Source organism: Dyella sp., from assembly GCF_035503745.1.
In the GTDB taxonomy this organism is placed as follows: Bacteria; Pseudomonadota; Gammaproteobacteria; order Xanthomonadales; family Rhodanobacteraceae; genus Dyella_B.
Map to the genome: position 1 here is coordinate 163,181 of NZ_DATJTC010000036.1, position 23,860 is coordinate 187,040.

Consider the following 23,860-nt stretch of genomic DNA (forward strand, 5'->3'; position numbering starts at 1 on the left):
TTGCTCCGCCGACGTATTGCCACGATGCAGCGGAACGCTAGCGTGCCAACGAACGTTCCATACACGCTAAGCGTGATAAGGATCTGTCGCTGGCCATCCAGCGCATCCGGGCCGAACACTTGCAGGTTTATGTCGTTCGCAGCGGTGGCAACTCAAGCGCGAAGGTATGGTAGCGGCGCGCCGCACGGTCGAGTGGCCGATGCGTTGCCTCGGCTTGCAGGGTGTCATCCATGGCCGTCTGGTGCGCACCACGTTCGGTGAAAAGGCTACGCCATCGCCCCTGGATCGGGTGAATCGACAGTTCCGCACCGACATCCCCGATCGACTATGGATCAGTGATCACACCAGAGTTTCGACTCGATAGGACATTCAAGTGATAATTAATCAGTGATACAAGGTGTCGATGTTGGCCACTTTACCGCCAACGATCGTTATTACAACAGTGCTTCCTTCACGGGCATATTGCCACTGTTCACCCGGCCCCATCTGATTTTTGGGCATGCCACCGGTTTCTTGAGCGAGAAAAGTACGCATCGCCGGAGGCCCCAATAATTCCTGCACTCGCACCGCGCTGTCACCTATGGTTAGCACTTTATTACCTACGCGCAGTGAAGTGGCCGCTTGAACAACGGTGCTTAAGAGCAATATGACTAAAGGAAGATAGCGTGGCATAGTGTTTCTCCTTTTTGTATCGTGCTTAATACCAAGACTTATACGTTGCAAAAACTCCCGGCGATCCAGTTACGGCCTTTTTAGTAGATAGCCAAAGGAAGCTCCATAGCAGTTTGTCTTTGTCACCGTTCCCATCAGGTAGTATCCAGATGGTATTGGGGAAAACGGACACACGTTAATACCTTCATAGGGTTGATTGAACGTCCAGTAATCCCCTCGAAGGTCGCCATCGATGCAGTTTTGAGTCTGAGTCGCCGCTGTAACGACGTACCCGTCCGGAAGCCGGGAGAAGCTGCAACCCATAACACCCTCTATCACCGATAGAAGCACATGCGCGTTAAACTTAAGACATTGCGTACTGTGGGCTACGTAGCTGACTACAAAGCCCGGTGGCCTGGAGGAGAAGCTGCACATTGAGGCCCCATTGGTTGCGACTGATAGACGGTAAATTTCTGTGCCATGACAGGTGACGGCATCGTGTTTAGATGCGGTGGTAACTATGTAACCGTCTGGAACTGGCGAAATGCCGTCACCGCAAATTGAAATACCATCGGCGACGTGGCGAATAACGCCCTCATCAAATAGCCCATTACATTTACTTGAAGACGCCAAGCTCGTGATGACGTAAGGAGATGGTATCGAGAAGTTGTTGCATACGACCATACCGTCCGAAGGAGGGCTTACCGTATATTCAATGTTCTGCGCTAAGCCGCTGCATGACTGGCTAAACCGCACACTGACTATGACGTAGCTGGAGGGCATAGGCCAGTTCTTACAGATAACCTCCGCCGTTCTATTCATCGTATCAGACGCATGCGCCAGCTTCGGCCTTCCAAGCACACTGGGCATTACCAGCAGCAGGCTAACCACACACAATGCTTTGCGACCGTTGATTTTTTGAAAAGGGCTCATGTCTCGGGTTCCTTTTCGATTATGGTATGTACTTCAATCGATACCCTTTATCCCATCCCTCGCAATTGCCATAAGGCACCGCCGCCTCGATCACATAGCGATTTGGAATTGGCGACTGAGGGCACACGACAACTCCGTCATGGCCCTCTCGCAAAGTTAGTGTTTGATAGGTACTGCATTGTCCTGATCGGTCAATGCCTGTGATCACATACCCTTCAGGAATTCGAGTGGAGCCGCATGCCTTGATGCCGTCGAGCGCTTTAGTTAACACATTGCGTTCGCGCATGTCGCACGCATTTATTGGCTCAATGGCTCCGATGACAAGTGAATTCGGGTAGGGCGACATCGTACATATGCGAAGACCTTCAACAGCCTTATGGATTTCGTTTCTCACCGTCGTTCCGCATGAACCGATGGATGGCAATGATCCTGTGTATGACCAACCTGACGGTATGTGCGAACCGCTGCAGGCCATTGCCCCTTCGGAAACAGGCTGAATTACGTAAACCGCGGTTGCCCCGCCACAATGACTGCGTTGATATTGCACTAGCTCAATCGATTGAACAATGAAGTCCGCGGGGAAAGGCATCTGAACGGGGGCACCCCCGATTGATTCACTCAAGTTGCAGATTCTCAAGCCTCCTTGAGCAAGTGCAACGGTGTATTCCATGTAGTTACTGCACGCATAATTGGTCGCCATACCGATAACTGCGTAAGTAGGCGGTATCGCAACGTTATGACAAACCGAGTAACTGCCATTTGCGGCGGCTAAGTTGACGTCTTTTTTTGAGGAAGATGCGTCAGCGGAAAATACGAGAAAGGGAAATGTCAACACGATAATCATGCATTGACAGTGCACGGACTCAAATATCTCAGTAAAGCGTGTCACCAGTAACCTGCCTTGGCTCGTTTGCGAGCCGCGAATAAATACCATCTGACCTCAAGCTACCAATGTCAGTGATACGCTCGCTGTAAGACTGATCCCATAAGCCGCGTAGGAATTTTGTCAGCTCTTTGTAAGTAATCGCCGACATGCAGTGCTTTGCGACTACTAGGGGACATTTATGGGCCTTTAACTAAGCTGCCCCGAAAATTGAACAGCGCGACCGTTGGATTTCCTGCTCAATAAGGCGGAGATGGTCTCCACGTAAGAAGCAGACTCAAGGCAAGACAATCGCACTTTAACCTCTCGCCAGACCTAGACAGGAAAATAATCTAAGCCACCGTTCGCAACGAGAAAATGCTGACAGAGCTTGCCAAGCAGTTTGATGTGCACTTCAACCAAGTCATGCCATGATGGGCATCGTCACTGAACAATGCCTCGGGCTTGTCGGGCATCGAAGCGATTTATTGCAAAGCAGACACCCTCCACCGTACGGGGCTTCCGGCCTATCCGTATTGGTTGCGGCGCATGAAAGTTACGGCGAATCGTCAGACTTTGGCTTCGCTGTTCAAGCTACCGGGCCCAGCTCTCTCCTTTGAACGACTAGACGCGCCCCTCACTCGAAAGGGCACCAGAAGCCAACGGCACCCATATACGCGCCAATGCTCCACGCGCGTCTTTGCGTGCGGTCAGCGTTACGCCGCCGTCGTGCGCTTCGGCAACCTGCCGAGTCAGGGCGAGGCCGATGCCGGAGCCGCCGGGTTTGGTGGTGAAGAGCGGCACGAACAGGTTATCGCTGGAAGACGGTCCGGGGCATCGTCTTCCACTTCGATCACGGCCCGCCCGTTGTCGTGGCACCAGCGCAGGCGTACGCCGCCATCGGGCAAGGTGGCTTCCACGTCCGCGCCGCCGCCTGCGCATTGCGCAGCGCATCCTCGGCCTGCGGATCGGAAAGCTGCATCAGTACCGTGCCGGGCTGCACCGGGGTGCCGGGCCACACCAGGATTTTCTCCACCTGGGCGGGCGTGGCAGCCGCCAGCCAACGGATTTCGCGCGGCACCAGCGTGCCGGTGGCGCGCACTTCGCGCAGCATGTCGCCCCGCTACACCGTGTCGATCCACAGGCTGCTGCGATCGGCCACGGGCAGCGCCGGACCCAGCCGCCAAGCCAGCACGGCCAGCGCAGCCATGACCAGCGCACCGCCGCCCACGAAGAACCGAACGCGGCGACGCCTGCGGATGCCATACATAGGGTTTGCGATATCCATGTGCGCTGCATGGCAAGCGGCATGCCAGCCCTCGCGCAATAGAAAAACCTTGTGGATCAAGGCCCGGTGAAGACGGCGCACCAATGAGGCGGTGCCTCGCCGTCCGCGTCCGGATGGCCTCGTCCGCATCCGGACGCCGCGGCGCGACCGGGCGCGCCTGTACAACCTGCCAACGAGAAAAGCCGCACACGGCGACTTATTGTCCGACTGGCTATGGGCCAACCCCGTGCCGACCGGCACAAGCGTCCCATTGTGCCGGCACGCGGGCTTTGAAGGGAAACGCCCGCCCGCTACCGGCATCGCAGGCCGCGATCGCATACACGCATTGCTACCATGGGATATGGTAGGACCTGTGCCATACAGGGGACCACGACGGATTCCATGATGCTGCTGCTCGCGATCGGTTTTATGTTGTTGCATGCATTGTGCGTCCTGCTGCTGCCGGCGCATGCGATCGCCGCATCGTATGTGTTCCTGCTGGCCGCGCCCCTGCTCGCCTTTGCCTGCGCGCTGCGGCGCGGCTTGATGGTGGGGTTGCACCATAGCCACGGCTGGAGCCTGATTGCGCTAAGCATGCTGCTGTGGACGGCGGGCATGTTTACCAGCCTTTGCCAGGATCTGGTTTTTCGCAACCTCAACGTCGCCCCGGGCGCCACGATGCTGCTGTACACGCTATATGGCGTGCCCATTTCCTACGCGGTAGCGACTGTCGGCGTGGATTACCGTTCGGGCTTACAGCGCGGCATCGACGCCATTCTTGCCGTGTCGCTGGGTTACCTGTATTTCGTGCTGATGTTTTCGTGGACGACCTTGCAGGGCGTGTCGAGCCGGGAATCGGCGGAAATGATCGCCTTGATGTTCGACCTGGAAAACGCCTTTCTGGCGGCGATGACGACGATCCGGTTTTTCGCGGCCAACACGCCGAGGCTGCGCCACCTGTTCGGTGCATTGTCGGTGTTCACGTTGCTGTATGGCCTGGTCGCGGCGTACTACAACCATCATGTTGCGCTCGATGTAGCCCCGGACATCGGCACGGTGTACGACGTAGTGGTCGACGTGCCGTTCCTGGTCTTCATCATCGTAGCCTGGCGCATCCGGCAGCCACGTGCTCATACGCTCAACCCACCCGACGCGCTGGTGCGCTTCGTCCGCCTCGGCAGTCCACTGTTGCTGGCGCTGTCGGTGCTGACCGTCGCGCTGCTGGTGGTACGCCAGCGCTTCGCGCTTGGCGTTGCGGGCGTGGTCGCGGCCGCGCTCGGCTATGGGCTGCGCAGCATTCTCAGCCAGGTTTCCCAGGTCGAGGCGGCAGACCGGCTGCGCAACGACCAAACGTTGCTGGCCGAACTGGCGCTGCACGACGGCCTCACCGGCATATCCAATCGACGCGCCTTCGAAGAAGCGATTGAGCGCGAGTGGCGCCTGGCATCGCGCACGCAGCAGGCGATGTCGCTGTTGCTGATCGACGTGGACATGTTCAAGCAATACAACGATCGCTACGGGCACCTGGCCGGCGATGCGTGCCTGCGCGACGTGGCAGCGATCCTCACCCAGGCCGTGCAACGGCCATCGGATCTGCTTGCACGCTACGGCGGCGAGGAATTCGTGCTGATTCTTCCCGCCACACCGCTGGCCGGCGCCACGGATGTGGCCGAACGTCTTTGCGACCTGGTGCGCCAGCAGAATCTGCACCATGACGACAGCCCGGTCGGGCACGTCACCATCAGCATCGGCGTGGCCAGCATTGTGCCTGCGCAAGGCGTGCTGTCGGATGAACTGGTCGCTGCCGCCGACCGCGCGCTTTACGAGGCCAAGCGCAAGGGCCGCAATCGATTTGAAGCGGCTACGTGAGCCATCTAAACGAACAGCGCGCGGCCATCGAAGCCCGGCTGGACCGACTGCAGCGATCGTCGAAAAAAACACCCCTATCGTGCCCCGCGACTTCGTCGCGGACATCGGCGCACTTTCTTGTTGACCCGGCGCTGACCTGTGCCAACGCCGGGACACTATGAGGCGTCAGCCTTCAAGAACATGCCGCCCTGTTCGTCGAAATGAATGATCGAACGGCGGCTTGCGCGCAGGTGCCGCGCGGTATCGACTGACGCTTCCAGCACCGGCGCCATCTCCTGGATATCGATCACCCGGTTGGCGTGGCGCCGCTGCCTGCCTGCAAAACGCATGCGGTTGTAGAACGCCCAGGCGCCGAGCGAAAACGCGCACACGCAGCCCACGCTCAACACCATGTCCAGGTTCTGCGCGGCCTGGAACGGATGATCCAGCCCTAGCTTGACGTAGATGTCCTGCAGTCCGAGCAGCCATGCAATCAGAGTCAGCAGCGGCAGCCACAACGACACCCACAAGGTCCACGCGATCATGGTGATGAGTGCGGACGTCGCGCGCTGCAGCGGTTTTTGCCGCTCCGGGCGATTGATGATCAGCGGTTCGGCTTTCATCGGACACCTCTGTCGGGACTGGTCCATACCGCGCGCGTGCCCTTGCGCTTGAACAAGGCCTTGGGAAACGCGACGATGGACGTGGTGGTGGTGATCATCCAATAGGCGATCGGGTACCAGATCATCCAGTAGTAATTGCGGCCGATGCGCTTCTCGTAGCGCCGGTCGATCAGCAGGCTCACCAGGAACTGCAACATGCACACGATGCCAAGCACCACGCCGTTCCACTGCGGGAACAACGTCGGAACGCGCATTGAGGCGGGCAAGTCGATCACGTAGCCAAGCAGCCACAGCAGAACGATGATGGCCATGTCCAGCGACCACACCAGGCTTACCAGGTATTCCAGCGCCACCAGCCACATGCGCCGCTGGCGCCATGACAAAAGCTTGGTCCCGTAGCGCAGCAGCACTTCGGACCCGCCCTGCGCCCAGCGCAGGCGCTGCTTCCATAGACCGCGCAGCGTTTCGGGCATCAGAATCCAGCACAGGGCGTTGGGCTCGTAGCGAATTTCCCAATGCCGCATCTGCAGACGCCAGCTCACGTCGATGTCTTCGGTCACCATGTCGGTATTCCAATAACCGACATCGTGCAGCGCGACCTTGCGAAATGCGGCGATCACGCCCGACACGGTGAAGATGCGTCCGTACACGCGCTGCGCACGCTTGATCAGGCCAATGATGGAAGAGAACTCGCCCACCTGCAGCTTGCCCAGCAAGGTCGAGCGGTTGCGGATGCGCGGATTGCCGGTGACCGCGCCCACGCGCGCGCCGCCCAGCAGGTGCACCATCAGCCAATGCGTGGCGTAGCGATCCAGCACTGCGTCGCCATCCACGCAAACCAGGTATTCGCCTTTCGCCGCCAGCGTCGCGGCGCGCAGCCCCATCGCCTTGCCCTGGTTGCTGGCCAGGTGCAGTACGCGCAGTTGCGGGTACTCCTTCATCAACTGGTCCAGTTGCTCGCCGGTGTCGTCCTTGGAACCGTCGTTGACGGCGATGATCTCGAAATCGGGCCAGGTCTGTTCGGCCAGGTGCGCGATGGTTTCGCGCACCTGTTCGCCCTCGTTATGGCAGGGCACGATCAGCGACACCAGCGGATAGGAGGGCAACGCCGGCGGTTTCAGGCGCGAAGGCTCGGTGCGCTCCCAGCGCAGGAAATAGATCAGGCCGCCGCTCATCCAGATCAGCGACATCGCCAACGGATAGAAGAAGGCGAATTCGAGCAATGAATGGACCAGTTCGCCGTTCATCGCGCCGGCTCCGGGTAGGGATAATCGGCGATCGAGATGGACGGCCGGATACGCTCCAACTGCGGCTGATTGCGGATGAAATCGTCCGGGTAGTAGCCAAGGTGCCGCACACCCGCGGCCTGCAGCAGGCGGATGCGCTCGCTCATCTGCGTCTCGCCGATCGGCTGGTTGGTGCGCCAATCGTGCGTGGCCAATTCAAACAGCGTGTGATCCAGCGCATGCGGCGTGGACGCCACGCACTGCACCAGCTTGCGATACCAGCCGGCGGTATCGGCCTGCTTGTCCAGTTGCGGCATCGCCATCACGGCGGTCAGGTCGTAACCGGCGAGGAACGCGGGAAGGCTTTGCGCGAACCATGCTTGCGAAGCAGGATCGAGAATCGGCCGCGCATAGATATTGCGCACCGTCTTCAGCTGTGGACGCCACTTGCGTGCGCGATCGGCCAACGCATGGGTGAAATCGATCAGGGCCTGGGTTTTCTGCGCCGGAGTCATGCCCGACCACGGACCGAGGTTGTCGGTGTCGCGCAGATAGGCATCGTCGGAAAACAACAGGCCCGCCTCGTCGGCGTGCATGGCAAGGTCTTCGTAGACGTCGCCGATCATTTGCCGCACACGCGGGTCCCACGGCGCCAGCCGGTAGTGATCGCCGCCGGGCTTGGGCTCGCCGGCCAGCGAAGGCAGGTTCGGCGCATCGGGAAAACGGAACGCCAGCACCGGCATCCAGGCATACACCCTTACGCCCGCGCGCGTGCGCAGCTGCCATGCCACGCGCGAAAACAAATCCGCACGCATCGGCAGATGGCGATTGGGGAAGTACACCGCTTCGGCCACACCGTCGCCCTTGGGGTCGGCGTAGGCCTGCAGCCACACCACCGTAGGCTGCAGGCGCTTGATGCGATCAAGCAGCTGGGACAGGTTGCGTTCCTGCTGCGCGGGATTGGGATCGTAGACATAATCCAGATCGACCTGCACCGCGCGTACCGCATCGATGCGCGATTGATGGCGCATCAGCCAGCCCAGGCGGTTGGGATAGATGTTGCCGCTGACCAGCAGGCGCGGAATGGTACTGTCCAGTTGCACGTCCGGCAGCGAATCGCCCAGGCTGAAGGACAGCGTCAGGCCCTCGCTGGCGGCCACCCGCACGGCCGTATCGTTGTAGGCGCCGTACGGCCACACGATCGCACGCGGGCGGTGTCCGGTTTCTTTTTCGATTTCCTCGGCGCTGTGGTGAAAATCGTCCCGCAGGCGCTGCACGTAAGCGGCCTTTGTTTCATAGGTGCCCGACGTTTTGTTGTAGCGCAACGTCACCACCGCGGGCATGACATTGCCTTGCGGATTGCCCGGTATGCCCAGATGCTGCTGCCAGGTATGCGAGGCAAATTCCACCAACCCCGATTTCTGGATCTCACGCACCTGGTCCCAGGTGAGGAAACAGTCGCGCGAGCATTGCTCGCCGTTGTAGGCCATGGTCTGGCCCTTGGGCATATCCATCCACGAGCCGACCAGCGCGGAGACCGCGGGATAGTTGTACGCGCGCAACAGCGGATACACGCGCGTGTAGAAGCTTTCCAGGCCGTCGTCGAAGGTAAGCAGCACGGCGTGATCGGGTAGCGCCGGGCCTCCCTTGGAGGCCTGCACCACGTCCTGCAGGCTGACCACGTGATAGCCGTTGGCCTTGAGCCAGTCGAAATGTGCGATCAAGTGATCGGTGCTGATGGCGTCTGGATCCCGATCGCCTTGTGCACCCACGTCGTCGCGCACGTCATGGTAGGTGAGCACGATGAAAGCAGGCTTGGCCGGCGCCTTGGTTTGCGCAAAGGCCAGATGCGTCACTGCGAGCAGGATCAGGGCGAGGAAGATGCGGCGCATGGTCACTCTCCCCAATGCATGCTGACGTCGAGCACGAGACGCGATTCGTGCCGGCCGTCGTAAGGTTGGTAATGCCAGCCCAGGCCCCAGCCAAAACGCAAGCCCGCCTTGGGTTGGAAAATTTGTCCGTAGCGCGCGCTGAGCATCAGGCCGGTCGCATAGTTGCGTTCGGCGTATTCGCCCACGGCGAGATCGACGCGTTCGGTCCAGCTACGTTGGTCATACTGGCTCAGCACGTTCTGCAAGGTGCTGGTGAGCGCGTAGGAGCGGTCCTGGGAAGGGTTGAAGTAAGGACGATCGGTTTCGCTGTTGTGTGAACCGCCGATCTCCACACCGCCGTCCCAGCTGAGATTGACCCCGGTGTGCAAACGCTGCGTGAAGTCCGCCAGCCAGCCTTCGCGCAGGTTGCCGTCGCTGAAGCGGTCGCGATACACCGCCAGGCGCGCGGCGGTGAGTTCGCTCATCCGCCATTGCACGGCGTTGCTGAAGGTGTTGCCGGTGATGCCGTAGTACTGCGCGCGCAGCGGCACGTCGTTGCCGGCACTGCTCCAATCGGCCGACCACGACCATTGATCGCTGATCGCCCAGCTGAAGCCCGCCTCCACCGCCGTGCGATGCACGAAGCTGTCGGCGGAAGGCAGCGCCTGCAGGTAGAACTGGATGGCGTGGAAATAACCCTGCAGGCCCAGGCCTGCCCGCTCGCGCGCGACATTGCCTTCCGGCAGGCCGGCGGTGGCGTATTGGGCGAGCGCGAGCACGCGCCAGTGGTCGTCGAGCAAGGGGCTGGCCAGGCTGGCCTGGGTTTCCTGGTCGCGATCGCCGTAGTCGGGGCTGTTGCCGCGGCCGTTGTCGTGCGTGAGATCGAACTGCCAGCCGGTGGCGCGATCCCATTCCGCCTGGGCATCCTGCACGCGGCCGCTGCGGCCGGCTTCCTGCTGCGCTTGGGCGAGATCGGCCTGTGCGGCGGCGTAGTCGTACAACGTGCGGTGCGCTTCGGATTCATTCAACGCGGCGTTGGCGTCGCGTTCGTCGACGGTGTCGGCGATCTTCAAGGTATCCAGCGCGCGGCGCGGCCAGCCGCGTGCGAGTTCGGCCATCGCCAGGTCGCGGCGGATATCGGCATTGCCCGGCGCTTGGGCGCTCATCGCGGCCAGTTGCCGGTAAGCGTCCTTCAACAAGCCCACGTCCTGGCGGATCGCCGCGGCATTGGTGTCGGCATCGACCTTGCGCGGGTTCTGCCTGGGGCCACGGACGTTGCGCAGGCGCAGCCAGCGCGGCTCGCTGGCGGCCACGGCGTCGATGGTCTTCAACGCATCGCGCGTGCGGCCGGCGGCCAGGTAAGCCGAAGCCAGGCCGATGCGCGGATCGATCTCGGTGGGATCGTACGGGCCCGGATCGCGACGGATGCTGTCCTCATACAGGGCAATCGCTTCGTTGGGGCGATGCTTTTGCATCATCGCGTCGGCCACCGCCTGCTCCGCATACGCGGGCAGTTGCACCCCTTGCTTCTTCATCGGCTCGTACAGCGCCAGCACCTCGCCGGCACGGTCGGCCTGATCGAGCACGGTAAGCATGTCCATCCGCGCGCGCTGGCGGATGTCGGCGGGTGCGCTGGCATCGTTGGCCAGCCGCGCGATGTCGGCGGCGGCCTTGTCGGCCTCGGCGTAGGGGTGATGCGGATCGGCGGGCTCGCCGCGTGCCCAGCGCACCTGGTGGGCGTAGTAGTCGGCGCGGATGCGCATGCGCGCGGCCGGATCGGGCAAGGCCGACGCCAGCTCGTTGGCGCGGGCGGATGCCCCCAGTTCGGCCAGCAGTTGCACATTGAGTTCGCGCGCAGCCTGGTTGTCGGGCCAGCGTGCCAGCACTTGCTGGCAATGGGCCAGCGCATCCACCCGTTGCCCCGCCGCGCGTTCCGTGCGGGCCAGCGCCAGCAGGGTCGCCGCGTCGCCGGCCGCCGGGGCGCCAGACTGCGCCCAGACGCATTCGCCGGCGCCATAGAGCGACAGCAACACGCAGAAGGCCGTTTTTGCGCGGCGCAGGGACAGGGTCTTCCTGATGGTTGCGTTTTCCATGGACATGCGTAGACCTGCACCACCCGATGCAATCGTTGGTTTGCTGTGTTTCCCCGCGCCTGGCAGAGGTGAGGCGGCCACGGGGCCGGAATGCATCACCAGGTGCCTAGGCTATGTGCCGAGAATTACGCAAGATTTAGGCCATCTGTGATGCAGTTCACATTTTTGCCCTGGATGACCCATCGAACCCTGCCGCGTCCCGGCCGAAAGCCGCTTGCCGTCGTATCCACGCGCGACCGGCCGTGCTTGGCGGCTCGCATCCCGGCGCTTGCTTATGCGCGCGGCCACCCGCCAACCCAGCCTGGATTGACCGGCACGTCGGGTCGGGTGCCCGTGCGCGTCCGATTGCGACCAACAGCGCGCGATCGCACCGGCCCAGCCAATCTATCGATGGCCCGCCAGGGAAGCCCTCAGAAGATTCCTATTCGCCGGCACGGATGCGCAACGGCAGCCGGCGCGAGGTTCAACAAGCCCGATGGCGAAGAACGCACCGTGACGCTCTTCCCCGCACGATCAGGCGTCGGCCCGTCAGGCCGTCTTGTCCTGGGCCGGGTGGCGCAAGCCGAACAGGATCAGCAGCACCGCCCCCACGCAGATGCCACTGTCGGCCACGTTGAAGGTGGGGTAATACCAGTCGCGGTAGTAGACCTGGATGAAATCGGTGACCTGCGAGGCATGCAGGCGATCGATCAGGTTACCCAGCGCGCCGCCGATCACCAGCGCCAGCGGCAATGCCGTGCGCCATTCGCGGCGGGCGGTGCGGGCCAGCCACACCACCAGCGCAACGCTGATGACCAGTGCCAGCACGACAAAGAACCAGCGCTGCCAGCCGCTGCCCTGGGCCAGGAAACTGAATGCGGCACCGGTATTGAACGCCAGCGTCCAGTTGAGGAAACCCGGAATCACCGGATGCGGCGTGCCGGCCGGCTGCAGCGCGGACAGTGCCCAGATCTTGCTGAGCTGGTCCAGTGCGATGAGCAGTGCGGACACCAGCAACCATGGCAGTGCGTGGGGTTGGCGTGCCGAGCGGTTCATGAGCGAGTGGGTAGCCATGGATTTTCTTTGCTTCCTGTCCCCTCCGGGGAGAGGACTGCGGTGAAGGGACAATCTTGCGGTGAGGTTCCATCGCGGCCTGAGGCAACAGTGGTCCCTCGCCCCAACCCTCTCCCCCGGAAGGGAGAGGGAGCACGTTGAGGCAAGTTTTCAGAACCAGCGGCGATCTTCGCCCGGCCCTTCCACATTGCCGACGCAACGGCCGCAGATCTCCGGATGCGCGGGGTTGCTGCCCACGTCGTCGCGACGATGCCAGCAGCGGATGCACTTGGCTGCGTCGCTCACCTCGGCGGCAACGTACACCTCGCCATCCTCCAGCGACACGGCCAGCGCCTGGGCCGGACGCGGCTGCAACGGCGCAAAGCTCAGCTCCGACGTGATGAAGAAGAAGCGCAGCTCGTCCGCCGACGCCGCATAGCGCGCCGCGGTCGCCGGATCGGCATGCAGCACTACCTTCGCTTCCAGTGCTGCGCCGATGCGTTCGGCCTTGCGCATGTCTTCGAGCACGCGCGAGGCCGCATCGCGGATCGCCAGCAGATCGCCCCAGTAGCGACGCTGAGCGGGCGAATCCTGCGTGTTCACCAAGCCGTCGTACCAGGTTTCGAACAGCACGCTTTCGCCGCGCTCGCCGGGCATGTGCTGCCAGATCTCCTCCGCGGTGAACGACAGCACCGGCGCCAGCCAGCGCACCAGCGCTTCCAGGATGCGATACATCGCACTCTGCGCGCTGCGGCGACCGAGGCTTTCGGTCGGCATGGTGTAGAGGCGGTCCTTGGTGATGTCCAGGTACAGCGCGCCCATTTCGTTGGTGCAGAAGTTCTGCACGCGCTGGACGATCTCGGGGAAGTCGTAGCGCTCGTAAGCACCGATCACCGCCTGCTGCACTTCATGCGCCTGCCCGATCGCCCACTGGTCGAGCAGCAGGCTCTGGTCGGCAGGCACCAGATGCGTGGCCGGATCGAAACCGTCGAGATTGCCGAGCAGGAAACGCGCGGTGTTGCGGATGCGCCGATACGCATCGGCCACGCGCTTCAAGATCTCGTCGGAGACGGACATCTCGTTGCGATAATCGGCCGACGCCACCCACAGGCGCAGAATGTCCGCGCCGAGCGTGTCCATCACCTTCTGCGGCGCGACCACATTACCCTGCGACTTGGACATCTTGCGGCCCTGCCCGTCCACGGTGAAGCCGTGCGTGAGCAGCGCCTTGTACGGCGGCTTGCCGTCGAGCATGGACGAGGTGAGCAGCGAGGAATGAAACCAGCCGCGATGCTGGTCCGAGCCTTCCAGGTACAAGTCCGCGGGGAACGTGGACACGTCCACGTGCGAGCCGCGCAATACATGCCAGTGGGTGGTGCCCGAATCGAACCACACGTCGAGCGTGTCGCGGTTCTTTTCGTATTGCGGGGCTTCTTCCTGGCTGAGAAATTCGCCTGGCTCGATGCTTTGCCACGCTTCGATGCCGTCGCGCTCGATGCGCTTGGCGACCTCTTCCAGCAGCTGCGGCGTGCGCGGATGCAGCTCGCCGGTTTCGCGATGCACGAAGAACGCCATCGGCACACCCCACTGGCGCTGGCGCGAGAGCGTCCAGTCGGGGCGGTTGGCGATCATCGCGTGCAGGCGCTGCTTGCCCCACGCGGGATAGAACTGGGTGGCCTCGATGCCTTCCAGCGCGGTTTCGCGCAGCGTCTTGCCACCATCGCGGGGCGCGATGTCCATGCCGGCGAACCACTGCGAGGTGGCGCGATAGATGATCGGCGACTTGTGCCGCCAGCAGTGCATGTAGCTGTGCGGGTACTTTTGCTGGTGCAGCAGCGAGCCGGCCTGCTCCAGCGCCTCGACGATCCTTGGGTTGGCCTTCCAGATGAACAGGCCGCCGAACAGCGGCAGCGACGACGCGTAGTGGCCATCGCCCATCACCGGGTTGATGATGTCCGCATCCTTCATGCCGTGCGCTTTGCACGAGAGAAAGTCTTCCACGCCATACGCAGGCGAGGAGTGCACGATGCCGGTACCGGTATCGAGCGTCACGTAATCGCCGAAATACACCGGCGCGAGGCGCGCATAACCCGGGTCGGCGTGATAAAGCGGATGGCGGAAACGCAGCTCGCCCAGCGCACTGCCCGGCACGGAAGCCACGATCGTGCCTTCCAGCCCGTAGGTTTTCAGGCACTCTTCCACGCGCTCGGTCGCCAGGATCAACAGGCCCCTGGGCGTATCGACCAGGCTGTAGCTGAATTCCGGATGCAGGTTGAGCGCCTGGTTGGCGGGGATCGTCCACGGCGTGGTCGTCCAGATCACGATCTGGCCGTTGGGCCTGGGCAGGCTGGCCAGGCCGAAGGCTTTGGCCACGGCAGACGGATCGTCGAACGCGAAGCCCACGTCGATGGCAATGTCGGTCTTGTCTTCGTATTCGACTTCCGCCTCCGCCAGTGCGGAGCCGCAATCGAAGCACCAGTTCACCGGCTTCAAGCCGCGATAGATGTAACCCTTGCGCAGCATCTCCGACAGCGCGCGCAATTCGGCCGCTTCGTTGAAGTGGTCCATCGTCAGGTACGGACGATCCCAGTCGCCCAGCACGCCCAAGCGCTTGAAGTCGGCCTTTTGCGCGGTGATCTGCTCGTTGGCGTAGGCGCGCGCCTTGCGCTGCACTTCGGCCGCCGGCAGGTTCTTGCCGAACTGCTTCTCGACCTGGATCTCGATCGGCATGCCGTGGCAATCCCAGCCGGGCACGTAGGGTGCATGGAAGCCCGACAGCACCTTGGACTTGACCACGATGTCCTTGAGGATCTTGTTGACCGCGTGGCCGATATGGATTGCGCCGTTGGCGTAGGGCGGGCCGTCGTGCAGCAGGAACATCGGGCGGCCCGTGGTTTTGGCCTGGATCTGGTGGTAGCGCCCTGCCTTTTCCCATTCGGCCAGCCAGCCCGGCTCGCGCTTGGGCAGGTCGCCGCGCATGGGGAAGCTGGTCTGCGGCAGGTTGATGGTGCTCTTGTAGTCCTGGGTCATCGCTCGGGTCTCAAGGGATACCGTCGCGATGACGGCATGCCGGTGGTTTCCGCTTCGATGCCGGGGGGAACCGAAGCCTGGTGCTACTTGCTTGCCGCGCGCGGCGGTCCGGGGTGACCTGAGCACGCATTCGCGGTCGGCACCGGCTTTGTTTGCTCGCAAATCACAGGGACATCGGTGAAGGCAGACGGGTTGTCTGTCGAACCGATGCCCCAAAGCGATGCGGGCAAACAAAGCCGGCCCTGCGGGCCACCCCTGACGCACGCGCTTGGCGGCTGTTTCAAATAATAATGATCGCCACGGTCGCTTGCGGCGAAGTGGTGCGGAGCGCTGGCATGGTGTGGAGGCTCATGTCGGGGGCTTTCACGCGTTGATCAGTACCGGGTTCATGCCCAGGATCTCCCGGGCCGAACGTGCATCATGATCCATTTGTACCTTCAATGGGTCCAGTCCGTCGAATTTCATCTCCTCGCGCAGCTTGGCCACGAACTCCACCGCCATGCGCTGGCCGTAGAGATCGCCCTCGAAATCGAACAGATGCACCTCCAGCAACGGCTCGGCCACCTCGTTCACCGTGGGCCTGACGCCCAGGCTGGCCACACCCGGCCAGCTGCACTCGCCCTCGCCCAGGCCCACCCGCACGGCAAAAATGCCGTGTACCGGCGTGGCGCGGTCGCGCAGGTGGATGTTGGCGGTAGGAAAACCCAGCGTGCGACCCAGCTGATTGCCGTATTCCACCTTGCCTTCGATCACGAACGGGCGGCCCAGCAGGGGTGTGGCGGCGCCAAAATGGCCGGCCGCCAACAGGGCGCGCACCCGGCTGGCCGAGACGCGCTCGCCATCCAACTGCACCATCGGCATGGTGTGCGCGGCGAAGCCGCGTTCGGCGCCGACCTTTTCGAGCACCGCCACGTCGCCCTCGCGCTTGTAGCCGAAGCGGAAATCCGCCCCAACCCACACCTCGCGCACGCCCAGGCGATCGATCAGCACGCGCTCGATGAAATCCTGCGCCGACATGGCGGTGAGCGCCTGGTTGAAGCGCAGCAGCAGGGCGTGCTCCATGCCCGCGGCGGCGAAGCCGCGCAGCTTCTCGCGCACGCTGGACAGGCGCGGCACCGGCTCCTGGGAAAAATAAGCGCGCGGCAAGGGTTCGAAGCTCACCGCCACCGGCATGCAACCGAGTGCCTGCGCGCGTTCGCGCACCTGGCTGAGCAAGGCCTGGTGGCCGCGATGCAGACCGTCGAAGGCACCCACCGCGATCACACTGCCACCGGGAGCCAGACACGGCCCCGCGACGTCCCGGGATAGTTTCATCATCCGCTCAGTATAACGGTCAGTCATGCTGCAATTGATGTAGCCGGAAACCCGTTGCGAAAAGTACGAGCACATACGTCCCGCCGCCCGCGCACACCAGCAGCGCCAGGCGCCAGATACGCCCCAGCACCTGCATCTGCGTCCAGTCCGGCCAGTACAGGCGGCCGGCCAGCAGCACGATCGTCATCGCCGCGCACGCCAGCGCCAGTCGCATGAGGTGACGTCCCCAGCCCGGCTGCCGCTGGTAGATGTCCGCCCGGCGCAGCCAGTGCCACAACAGCAACAGGTTGATGTAGCTGGCCACCGCACTGGCCATGCCCAGCGCCAGATGCAAGCCGGGCACCTTGGAAAGGCCCTCCAGCAATGGCCCTGCCTGCAGCGACGCCGGTGCCCACATCGTATACAGCATCAGCAGGAAAACGCCATTGAGCAGCATATTGGTCAACAACGCCGCCACGCCGGCGCGCACCGGCGTACGCGTGTCCTTGCGCGCATAGAATGCGGGCAACAACACTTTTACCTGCGCATACGCCGGCACACCGAAACTCAACGCGGTCACCGACAGCGTGGCCATGCGTGTGTCGAAGGGCCGAAACTGCCCGTTCTGAAACAGCGTCGCCACCAGCGGCTGGGCCAGCAGCATCAGGCCGAACATCGCCGGCACCGCAATCAGCAGCGTGGTGCGCAAGCCCCAGTCCAAAGCCTTGGAAAAACCTTCGTGATCGGTCGCCACGTGATGCCGCGACAACGACGGCAGGATCACCGTGCCCAAGGCCACGCCGAACACGCCCAGCGGCAATTCCAGAAAGCGGTCGGCCTGTGAAAGCCAGGTCTGCGAACCGGACACCAGCAGCGAAGCGATCACCGTATCGAACAGCAGGTTGATCTGCGACACCGACGAACCGAACAGCGTCGGCACCATCTGGCGCATGATCCGGCGCACGTCCGGATGGTGCCAACCCCATCGCGGCCATACCAGCAGATCGAGCTTGCGCAATGCCGGCAACTGGAAAAGCACCTGGAAAATGCCCGCCGCGAACACCGCCCAGCCCATCACCAGGATCGGCGTGTGCAAACGCCGCGACAACCACCACGCACCGGCGATCATGCACAAATTGAGGATCACCGGCGTCAGCGCCGGCAAGCCGAATTGATGAAAACTGTTGAGCGCGCCGCCCGACAGCGCAGTCAGCGACACAAACAGCAGGAACGGAAAGGTGAGCCGCAACAGTTCCACTGTGAGGCCGAACTTCTGCGGCTGATCTATCGCACCCGGCGAAAACACCGTGGCGACCTGCGGCGCGAACAGCACGCACAGCGCAGTGAAGATCATCAGCACGCCGCCCAGCGTACCCGCGACGCGCGCCATCAGCTCCTTCAACTCGGCGTGGCTGCGGGTCTCCTTCACCTCGGTAAACACCGGCACGAAGGCGGTGGAGAACGAACCTTCCGCGAACATGCGGCGCATGAAGTTGGGAATGCGAAACGCCACCCAGAAGGCGTCGGTGGCCACATTGGCGCCGAAAACGTGGCTGATCGAGATATCCCGCAACAGCCCGAGCACGCGCGAAACCATGGTCATGCTGCTGAACGAAAGCAGCCCGCGTAACATGCTGGGGGACTTCATGCTCCGGTCGGGGTCCTGGGGAAACAGCGCCTAGTTTGGCAGGTTTTGCGCTTTCCCCTGTGCCCTCCGGGGAGAGGCTGGGGGGAGGGGCCGCTTCTTGCCTCGATGCGGTTTAAGAGCCTTTTTGATGGGCGTAGCAGCTAGAATGGCCGCTCATCCGGCCTTGCGGGCCACCTTCTCCTCGCTCCTCAGAGCCGGGGCCATCCATGACCCCTCCCCGCGTAGCCCGAGGGGAGAAGTTAATCAGCGTCCCTTGGGGCGGCTTTTTCAATGGGTTGACCCACCGGCAAATTAGCGTCATAATTGCCGCCTTTTTCCAACCCAAGCAATTCATTCCGGAGTTCTACCTTGGCCAACATCAAGTCCGCGAAGAAGCGTGCGCGCCAGTCCGAGCAGCGCCGCCTGCGCAACGTCAGCGCCCGTTCCATGGTCCGCAGCGCCCTGCGCAAGGTCGTCAAGGCCATCGAGGCCAAGGACAAGGCTGCCGCCGTGGCCGCTTTCGACATCGCTCAGCCGGTGATGGATCGCTACGCCGCCCGCGGCCTGATCCACAAGAACAAGGCCGCTCGCCACAAGAGCCGCCTGAACGCCAAGATCCGCGAGCTCGCCTAAGCGCCTGGCGCTATCGGGTTGGCGAAAAAGCCGGCGCGCAAACGCCGGCTTTTTTTGTTGTTTGTTTTTGCCTTTCCCTCAAGGGTACGCGCAGAGGGACATGGATCGCCCCGGCCTTGAACAGCCAGAAGAATGCCCGGATGAGTGGTCACCTCGCGAAAGCCCCTCAGCGAACCCCGCTTCGCATCACCCGCTGGCCAAGGTTGTCCCCCGCCCCGACCCTCCTCCCGCAGGAAGAGGGAACGAAGCCATCGCCTTCACCCCGTCGGCGGACTGGAGAAAGCCTGCAGCGCCTCTTTCATTGCCCGCACCTCCGCTACGCTGGTCTGCTCGATATCCGGCGGCAGATCCTGCAGTGCCGGATTGAGATGGCGCATGGCCGAACGCAGTACCGCGCGCGCCGAACCATGGAATTCGCGCGCGCGCGTAAGCCCGGCAATCTGCGCCAGATTGGCGGAACGAATGCCGGCGCCGGCCATCACCCGCAGACGATCGCCCGCCTGCTGCACCAAGCCCGCAATTGCCTGCGCACCGGCCAGCGCATTGGCGCAGCCACCCGACGTCAGCACGCGCTCGCAGCCCAACGCGATGATGTCCTCCAGTGCGCGATGCAGATCCGCGCTGGCATCGATCGCGCGATGAAACGTCACGCCCAGCGAGCCTGCCGCACCGACCAGTTCACGGCAGCGCGGATCGACGTGGCCATCGGCATCCAGTGCACCGATCACCACGCCCTCGCAACCGATGCGCGCGCACGTTTCCACGTCGCGCCGCATGATCTCGAACTCGGCATCGCCATAGAGAAAATCGCCGCCGCGCGGGCGGATCAGGACATAGACCGGAATACGCACGCGTTCGCGCAGCATCGCCAACGCACCGTAGGAAGGGGTGATGCCGCCTTCGGCCAGGCTGCCGCAGAACTCCACGCGATCGGCGCCGCCTGCTTGCGCGGCAATGGCAGAGGCGAGCGAACCCGCGGCGATTTCAAGCAAAGGTTGCTGCGTCGCCATCAGCTGAACGTCGTCTCGTAAAGGCTGGGCGAAGCCAGCAGGCGGTCCTGCTGATGCACGTCGCAGACGGCGTAGCTGAAGCCCTTCTGGATCGCATACGCCCCGCACTCGCCATCGCGGCGCAAGGCAAGAAAGCCCACCTGTAACTCCTTGGCGGCATCGGGGCGCTTTTTCACGATGCGCCGCACCGCTTCCTCGCAGGCTTCCTGCGGACTGCGGCCGTGCCGCATCAATTCCACCACCAGGAAGCTGCCGGCGTTGCGGATCACTTCCTCGCCCACGCCGGTGGAGGTGGCGGCGCCGACGTCGTTATCGACATACAGGCCCGCGCCGATGATGGGGCTGTCGCCGACGCGGCCGTGCAGCTTCCACGCCATGCCGCTGGTGGTACAGGCACCGGCGAGGCGGCCGTTGGCGTCCACGGCAAGCATGCCGATGGTGTCGTGATTGTTCTTGCCACCGGGCATGCCCAGGCTCTGCAGGCTACGGTGATAGTCGATGTTCTCGCTGTTGGCGACGGGCTTGTAGCGCGATGTCTTGAGCCATTCGCGCCACGCCTTTTCCGATTCGGGCGTAAGCAGATTTTCCTTGGTGAAACCTTCCTGCAGCGCGAACTCCAGCGCGCCGTCGCCGACCAGCAGTACGTGCGGCGTGTCTTCCATCACCTTGCGCGCCACCTTGATCGGATGTGCGATGTGTTCGAGCGCGGCAACGGCGCCGCAACGGCCGTCGCCGTCCATGATGCTGGCATCGAGCGTGACCTTGCCGTCGCGATCCGGATAGCCCGCCCTGCCCACGCTATGGTTGTGCAGATCGGCCTCGGGAATCAGCACGCCGGTTTCCACCGCGTCGAGCGGCTTGCCGCCCTTGCCGAGCACACCCCACGCCGCGATGTTGGCGGGCACGCCGAAATCCCAGGTGGACACCACGCGCGCCCCGACTCCGCCGGGGACCGTACCCGACAGCGTGGCGGCACTGCGCGACACGCGCGGCAGCGCCAGCGCGGACGTAGCCAGCAAGGTGGTTTTCAGAAAATCGCGGCGATTGCTCATGAGGCCTCCAGACAGCGGCGCGGCGCCGCAAGAGGCCCATGATGAACGATGCGGCGCGTTCAGGCGACCCTGTATATCGATCTAGGGCCTGCCCGCACTAGCCTGGGTCTTCGCCGCGCAGGCGCACGTCGCCCGGCAACATGTCGCTGCGTTCCTCGCGCGCCTGTTTCTGTGCTTCGAAGAAACGCTGCACCTGCTGGCACACCGCCAGCGTGTTCTCGCGCGCGATGGCCGAGACGAGAAACCACGGCTGCGTCCAACCCAGGCGCTTGACGATGTCTTGGGCAACCGACTGGCGCGCGTCTTCGGGAAGTACGTCGGCCTTGTTCAGCACCAGCCAGCGCGGACGACCGAGCAATTGGGGATCGAACTTCTCCAGCTCGTGCTCGATGGCATGCACCTGCTCGACCACATCGGAGCCATCGATCGGCGCGATGTCCACCAAATGCAGCAGCAACCGCGTGCGCGCCAGATGGCGCAGAAACTGGATCCCCAGGCCGGCGCCTTCCGCGGCGCCTTCGATCAGGCCTGGAATGTCGGCGATCACAAAGCTCTGGTCGCTGCCCAGGCTGACCACGCCCAGGTTCGGATGCAGGGTGGTGAAGGGATAGTCGGCCACGCGCGGCGTCGCGGCGGAAACGGCGCGGATGAAGGTGGACTTGCCCGCGTTAGGGAAGCCGAGCAGGCCCACATCGGCCAGCAGCTTCAGTTCCAGCTTCAGTTCGCGCACTTCGCCGGGGGTGCCCGGCGTGGACTTGCGCGGCGCGCGGTTGACCGAACTCTTGAAGTGGATATTGCCCAGCCCGCCCTTGCCGCCCTGTGCCACCAGCAGGCGCTGGCCGTTGGCGGTGAGATCACCGATGGCCTCGTCGGTATCGACGTTGGTAACCACCGTGCCGACGGGCACACGGATGACGGTGTCTTCGCCACCCTTGCCGTACATGTCACTACCCATGCCGTTCTGGCCGCGCTGAGCCTTGAAGCTGCGCTGGTGGCGGAAATCGATCAGGGTGTTCAGACCCTCGTCGGCGACCAGCCATACCGAGCCGCCGGTGCCGCCATCGCCGCCGTCGGGGCCGCCGAACGGAATGAATTTTTCGCGACGGAAACTGATGCAGCCGTTGCCGCCATCCCCGGCGTGGACTTTGATGATCGCTTCGTCGACGAATTTCATGGGTGTGGAACCGTATTGGTGGGATCGTGACGGCAGTGCGATCTTGCCACACCGCCTCCATCGTCATGCCGGCGCAGGCCCCATCCAGCGTAAGCAGGTGTTCGAAGGACGCTGAATCTTGCTGGACCTAGCGTGCTTGCACCAAGCATGAAAACTGGATTCGGGCCTTCGCCCGGGCGCCTTTCAACAGCGCAGTTGGCCTGTGTCGAACGTGGCAGGTGCCGCATAACTACCAGGCAGGAAGTACGCCGCCGCACACGATCCGGATGTCAAATAAAGCAAAAGCCCCGCCTGGGCGGGGCCTTTGTGGCAACGCGAGGGCTGGATCAGCCCTTGACGACGTTGACGTACTTGCGGCTGTTCTCGCCGCGGGTCTTGAACTCGACCGTGCCATCGACCAGCGCGAAGAGCGTGTGGTCACGACCCAGGCCCACGCCGGTACCGGGATGGAACTTGGTGCCGCGCTGACGCACGATGATGTTGCCGGCTTCGATGGCCTGGCCACCGTACACCTTCACACCGAGGTACTTGGGGTTCGAATCGCGACCGTTGCGGGATGAACCTACGCCTTTTTTATGTGCCATGACTGTCTACTCCGGCTATATCAGGCGTTGATGCCCGTGATCTCGACTTCGGTGAAATGCTGACGATGTCCCTGCTGCTTCTTGTGGTGCTTGCGGCGGCGGAACTTGATGATGCGGACCTTGTCGGCGCGGCCATGCTTGCGCACGGTGGCGCTTACGGTGGCGCCGGCGACGATCGGGGCGCCAACGGTGATGGTTTCGCCCGAGCCGACCAGCAACACCTGGTCGAACTTCACGCTGGCGCCTTCTTCGGCGTTCAGCAGCTCCACGCGCAGGACGTCGCCCTGCTGAACGCGGTACTGCTTGCCGCCGGTCTTGATGACTGCATAACTCATGGGAATGGCCCTTCTGTCGTTATTCTCTTGGGTTCGCCGCGAACGATTCGGACGCAGCGAACTGAGGATTATAGCGACCGGGCCGCCGACGGGTCAACCTGTGGCCCGCCGGCGCACTCAGGGCTGGCTCGCGCCCCCGGCGGTACCTGCCGGGGCCGGGCTGTCGGACCCGGCCGCCCCCGGGCAGCGGCCCTGGGCGTCCAGCTTGCCGTCCTTCTGCAGCTGCGAAAACATGTCCGACGTACGCTGGCGGCCCCACTGCTGGCCGCTTTGCGCCGCCTCGGCCATGGTCGCGGGCATCTGCGCCACCAGCTTCTGGCCCAGCGGCGAGCGGTAGAACTTGATCAACCCAGTCACCTCCTCGGCGCTGAAGTGATGCTGGTAGGCGGGAATCATCGCCTTGATCAGCTCTTCCTGACCGTTTTTGTCGATGTAGGTCTGCCAGTAGCTGGCCGGCACGCAGGGCAGCTGCTGGCTCATCATCGCGGCCATCTGGTTGTTCATGACGGCGAACTGGCCGGGCACGTCCATCACCTGCATCAGCTCCCGCACCTGCGCCTCGGTAGGCTGGACCGCGAGAGCCGGCCCGGTCGCCAGCGCCATGCACGCACCCGCGCCCATCAACCACTTGCCAACTGTCATATCGAACCCTCCGGCTTCACGGAAATCGGGGAACAGCGGGCGAGCATAGTGAGCCTGCATGCCGCTGCCTAGGG

20 protein-coding genes and 1 other annotated feature (1 of these 21 only partly in view) are annotated in these 23,860 nt (G+C 63.0%); of the genes, 2 read left to right on the forward strand and 18 right to left on the reverse strand.

The window, feature by feature from the left end; genetic code table 11:
- Window positions 1-8 (forward strand) — a sequence feature (AL1L pseudoknot) (it extends 109 nt beyond the left edge of the window).
- Window positions 9-384: 376 nt separating this feature from the next.
- The 4 genes from VME63_RS14615 to VME63_RS14630 form a co-directional block, all read right to left on the reverse strand.
- Window positions 385-672: a DUF2845 domain-containing protein gene (locus VME63_RS14615; protein ID WP_325434078.1), complete on the reverse strand. Its 288-nt coding sequence runs from the start codon at window positions 670-672 to the stop codon at window positions 385-387.
- Between the two features lie 931 nt (window positions 673-1,603).
- On the reverse strand, window positions 1,604-2,428 hold the full coding sequence (locus tag VME63_RS14620; protein WP_325434079.1) for a hypothetical protein: 825 nt from the start codon (window positions 2,426-2,428) through the stop codon (window positions 1,604-1,606).
- A gap of 871 nt (window positions 2,429-3,299) precedes the next feature.
- The gene (locus VME63_RS14625; protein ID WP_325434080.1) at window positions 3,300-3,560 is read right to left on the reverse strand and encodes a biotin/lipoyl-binding protein; all 261 of its coding nucleotides are present in this window, start codon (window positions 3,558-3,560) and stop codon (window positions 3,300-3,302) included.
- 9 nt (window positions 3,561-3,569) lie between these two features.
- On the reverse strand, window positions 3,570-3,734 hold the full coding sequence (locus VME63_RS14630; RefSeq protein ID WP_325434081.1) for a hypothetical protein: 165 nt from the start codon (window positions 3,732-3,734) through the stop codon (window positions 3,570-3,572).
- A gap of 381 nt (window positions 3,735-4,115) precedes the next feature.
- Here VME63_RS14630 and VME63_RS14635 point away from each other — a divergent pair, with 381 nt between their 5' ends.
- Window positions 4,116-5,582, forward strand: a complete 1,467-nt coding sequence (locus VME63_RS14635) for a GGDEF domain-containing protein (protein ID WP_325434082.1) — start codon at window positions 4,116-4,118, stop codon at window positions 5,580-5,582.
- A 155-nt stretch (window positions 5,583-5,737) separates the two neighbouring features.
- Here the strand turns inward: VME63_RS14635 and pgaD are convergent, their stop codons facing one another.
- The 8 genes from pgaD to murJ all read right to left on the reverse strand — a co-directional run bounded on the left by pgaD (window position 5,738) and on the right by murJ (window position 18,377).
- A complete protein-coding gene (gene pgaD, locus VME63_RS14640) occupies window positions 5,738-6,184 on the reverse strand; it encodes a poly-beta-1,6-N-acetyl-D-glucosamine biosynthesis protein PgaD (RefSeq protein WP_325434083.1) in 447 nt (148 codons plus the stop codon).
- A complete protein-coding gene (pgaC, locus tag VME63_RS14645; RefSeq protein WP_325434084.1) occupies window positions 6,181-7,431 on the reverse strand; it encodes a poly-beta-1,6-N-acetyl-D-glucosamine synthase in 1,251 nt (416 codons plus the stop codon). The genes pgaD and pgaC overlap by 4 nt, the downstream gene beginning before the upstream one ends.
- Entirely contained in the window at window positions 7,428-9,302 is a 1,875-nt protein-coding gene (pgaB, locus tag VME63_RS14650; RefSeq protein ID WP_325434085.1) for a poly-beta-1,6-N-acetyl-D-glucosamine N-deacetylase PgaB, read from the reverse strand. Before pgaB ends, pgaC begins: the two co-directional genes overlap by 4 nt.
- 2 nt (window positions 9,303-9,304) lie before the next feature.
- Window positions 9,305-11,380 (reverse strand): poly-beta-1,6 N-acetyl-D-glucosamine export porin PgaA, encoded by a 2,076-nt coding sequence (gene pgaA / locus VME63_RS14655; RefSeq protein ID WP_325434086.1) that lies wholly within the window; start codon window positions 11,378-11,380, stop codon window positions 9,305-9,307.
- Between the two features lie 522 nt (window positions 11,381-11,902).
- Window positions 11,903-12,427, reverse strand: a complete 525-nt coding sequence (gene lspA / locus VME63_RS14660) for a signal peptidase II (RefSeq protein WP_325434087.1) — start codon at window positions 12,425-12,427, stop codon at window positions 11,903-11,905.
- Between the two features lie 150 nt (window positions 12,428-12,577).
- Window positions 12,578-15,436, reverse strand: coding sequence for an isoleucine--tRNA ligase (gene ileS, locus VME63_RS14665; RefSeq protein ID WP_325434088.1), 2,859 nt, complete (start codon window positions 15,434-15,436; stop codon window positions 12,578-12,580).
- A 363-nt stretch (window positions 15,437-15,799) separates the two neighbouring features.
- The gene (locus VME63_RS14670) at window positions 15,800-16,753 is read right to left on the reverse strand and encodes a bifunctional riboflavin kinase/FAD synthetase (protein ID WP_325434147.1); all 954 of its coding nucleotides are present in this window, start codon (window positions 16,751-16,753) and stop codon (window positions 15,800-15,802) included.
- 16 nt (window positions 16,754-16,769) lie between these two features.
- Window positions 16,770-18,377, reverse strand: coding sequence for a murein biosynthesis integral membrane protein MurJ (gene murJ, locus VME63_RS14675; RefSeq protein ID WP_325434089.1), 1,608 nt, complete (start codon window positions 18,375-18,377; stop codon window positions 16,770-16,772).
- A gap of 348 nt (window positions 18,378-18,725) precedes the next feature.
- On the opposite strand from murJ, the gene rpsT reads away from it, so the two are divergent.
- The gene (gene rpsT, locus VME63_RS14680; RefSeq protein WP_115476850.1) at window positions 18,726-18,989 is read left to right on the forward strand and encodes a 30S ribosomal protein S20; all 264 of its coding nucleotides are present in this window, start codon (window positions 18,726-18,728) and stop codon (window positions 18,987-18,989) included.
- Window positions 18,990-19,246: 257 nt separating this feature from the next.
- Here rpsT and VME63_RS14685 read toward each other — a convergent pair whose 3' ends face one another.
- The 6 genes from VME63_RS14685 to VME63_RS14710 all read right to left on the reverse strand — a co-directional run bounded on the left by VME63_RS14685 (window position 19,247) and on the right by VME63_RS14710 (window position 23,786).
- Window positions 19,247-19,999 (reverse strand): copper homeostasis protein CutC, encoded by a 753-nt coding sequence (locus VME63_RS14685; RefSeq protein ID WP_325434090.1) that lies wholly within the window; start codon window positions 19,997-19,999, stop codon window positions 19,247-19,249.
- A complete protein-coding gene (locus VME63_RS14690) occupies window positions 19,999-21,051 on the reverse strand; it encodes a N(4)-(beta-N-acetylglucosaminyl)-L-asparaginase (RefSeq protein WP_325434091.1) in 1,053 nt (350 codons plus the stop codon). The genes VME63_RS14685 and VME63_RS14690 overlap by 1 nt, the downstream gene beginning before the upstream one ends.
- A 97-nt stretch (window positions 21,052-21,148) precedes the next feature.
- Window positions 21,149-22,225: an Obg family GTPase CgtA gene (gene cgtA / locus VME63_RS14695; protein ID WP_325434092.1), complete on the reverse strand. Its 1,077-nt coding sequence runs from the start codon at window positions 22,223-22,225 to the stop codon at window positions 21,149-21,151.
- Between the two features lie 326 nt (window positions 22,226-22,551).
- Window positions 22,552-22,809 (reverse strand): 50S ribosomal protein L27, encoded by a 258-nt coding sequence (gene rpmA, locus VME63_RS14700; RefSeq protein WP_325434093.1) that lies wholly within the window; start codon window positions 22,807-22,809, stop codon window positions 22,552-22,554.
- A gap of 20 nt (window positions 22,810-22,829) precedes the next feature.
- Complete coding sequence (gene rplU, locus VME63_RS14705; protein WP_115476855.1) at window positions 22,830-23,144, reverse strand: 50S ribosomal protein L21; 315 nt, start codon at window positions 23,142-23,144, stop codon at window positions 22,830-22,832.
- Between the two features lie 117 nt (window positions 23,145-23,261).
- Window positions 23,262-23,786, reverse strand: coding sequence for a DUF2059 domain-containing protein (locus VME63_RS14710; RefSeq protein WP_325434094.1), 525 nt, complete (start codon window positions 23,784-23,786; stop codon window positions 23,262-23,264).
- Between the last annotated feature and the right edge of the window lie 74 nt (window positions 23,787-23,860).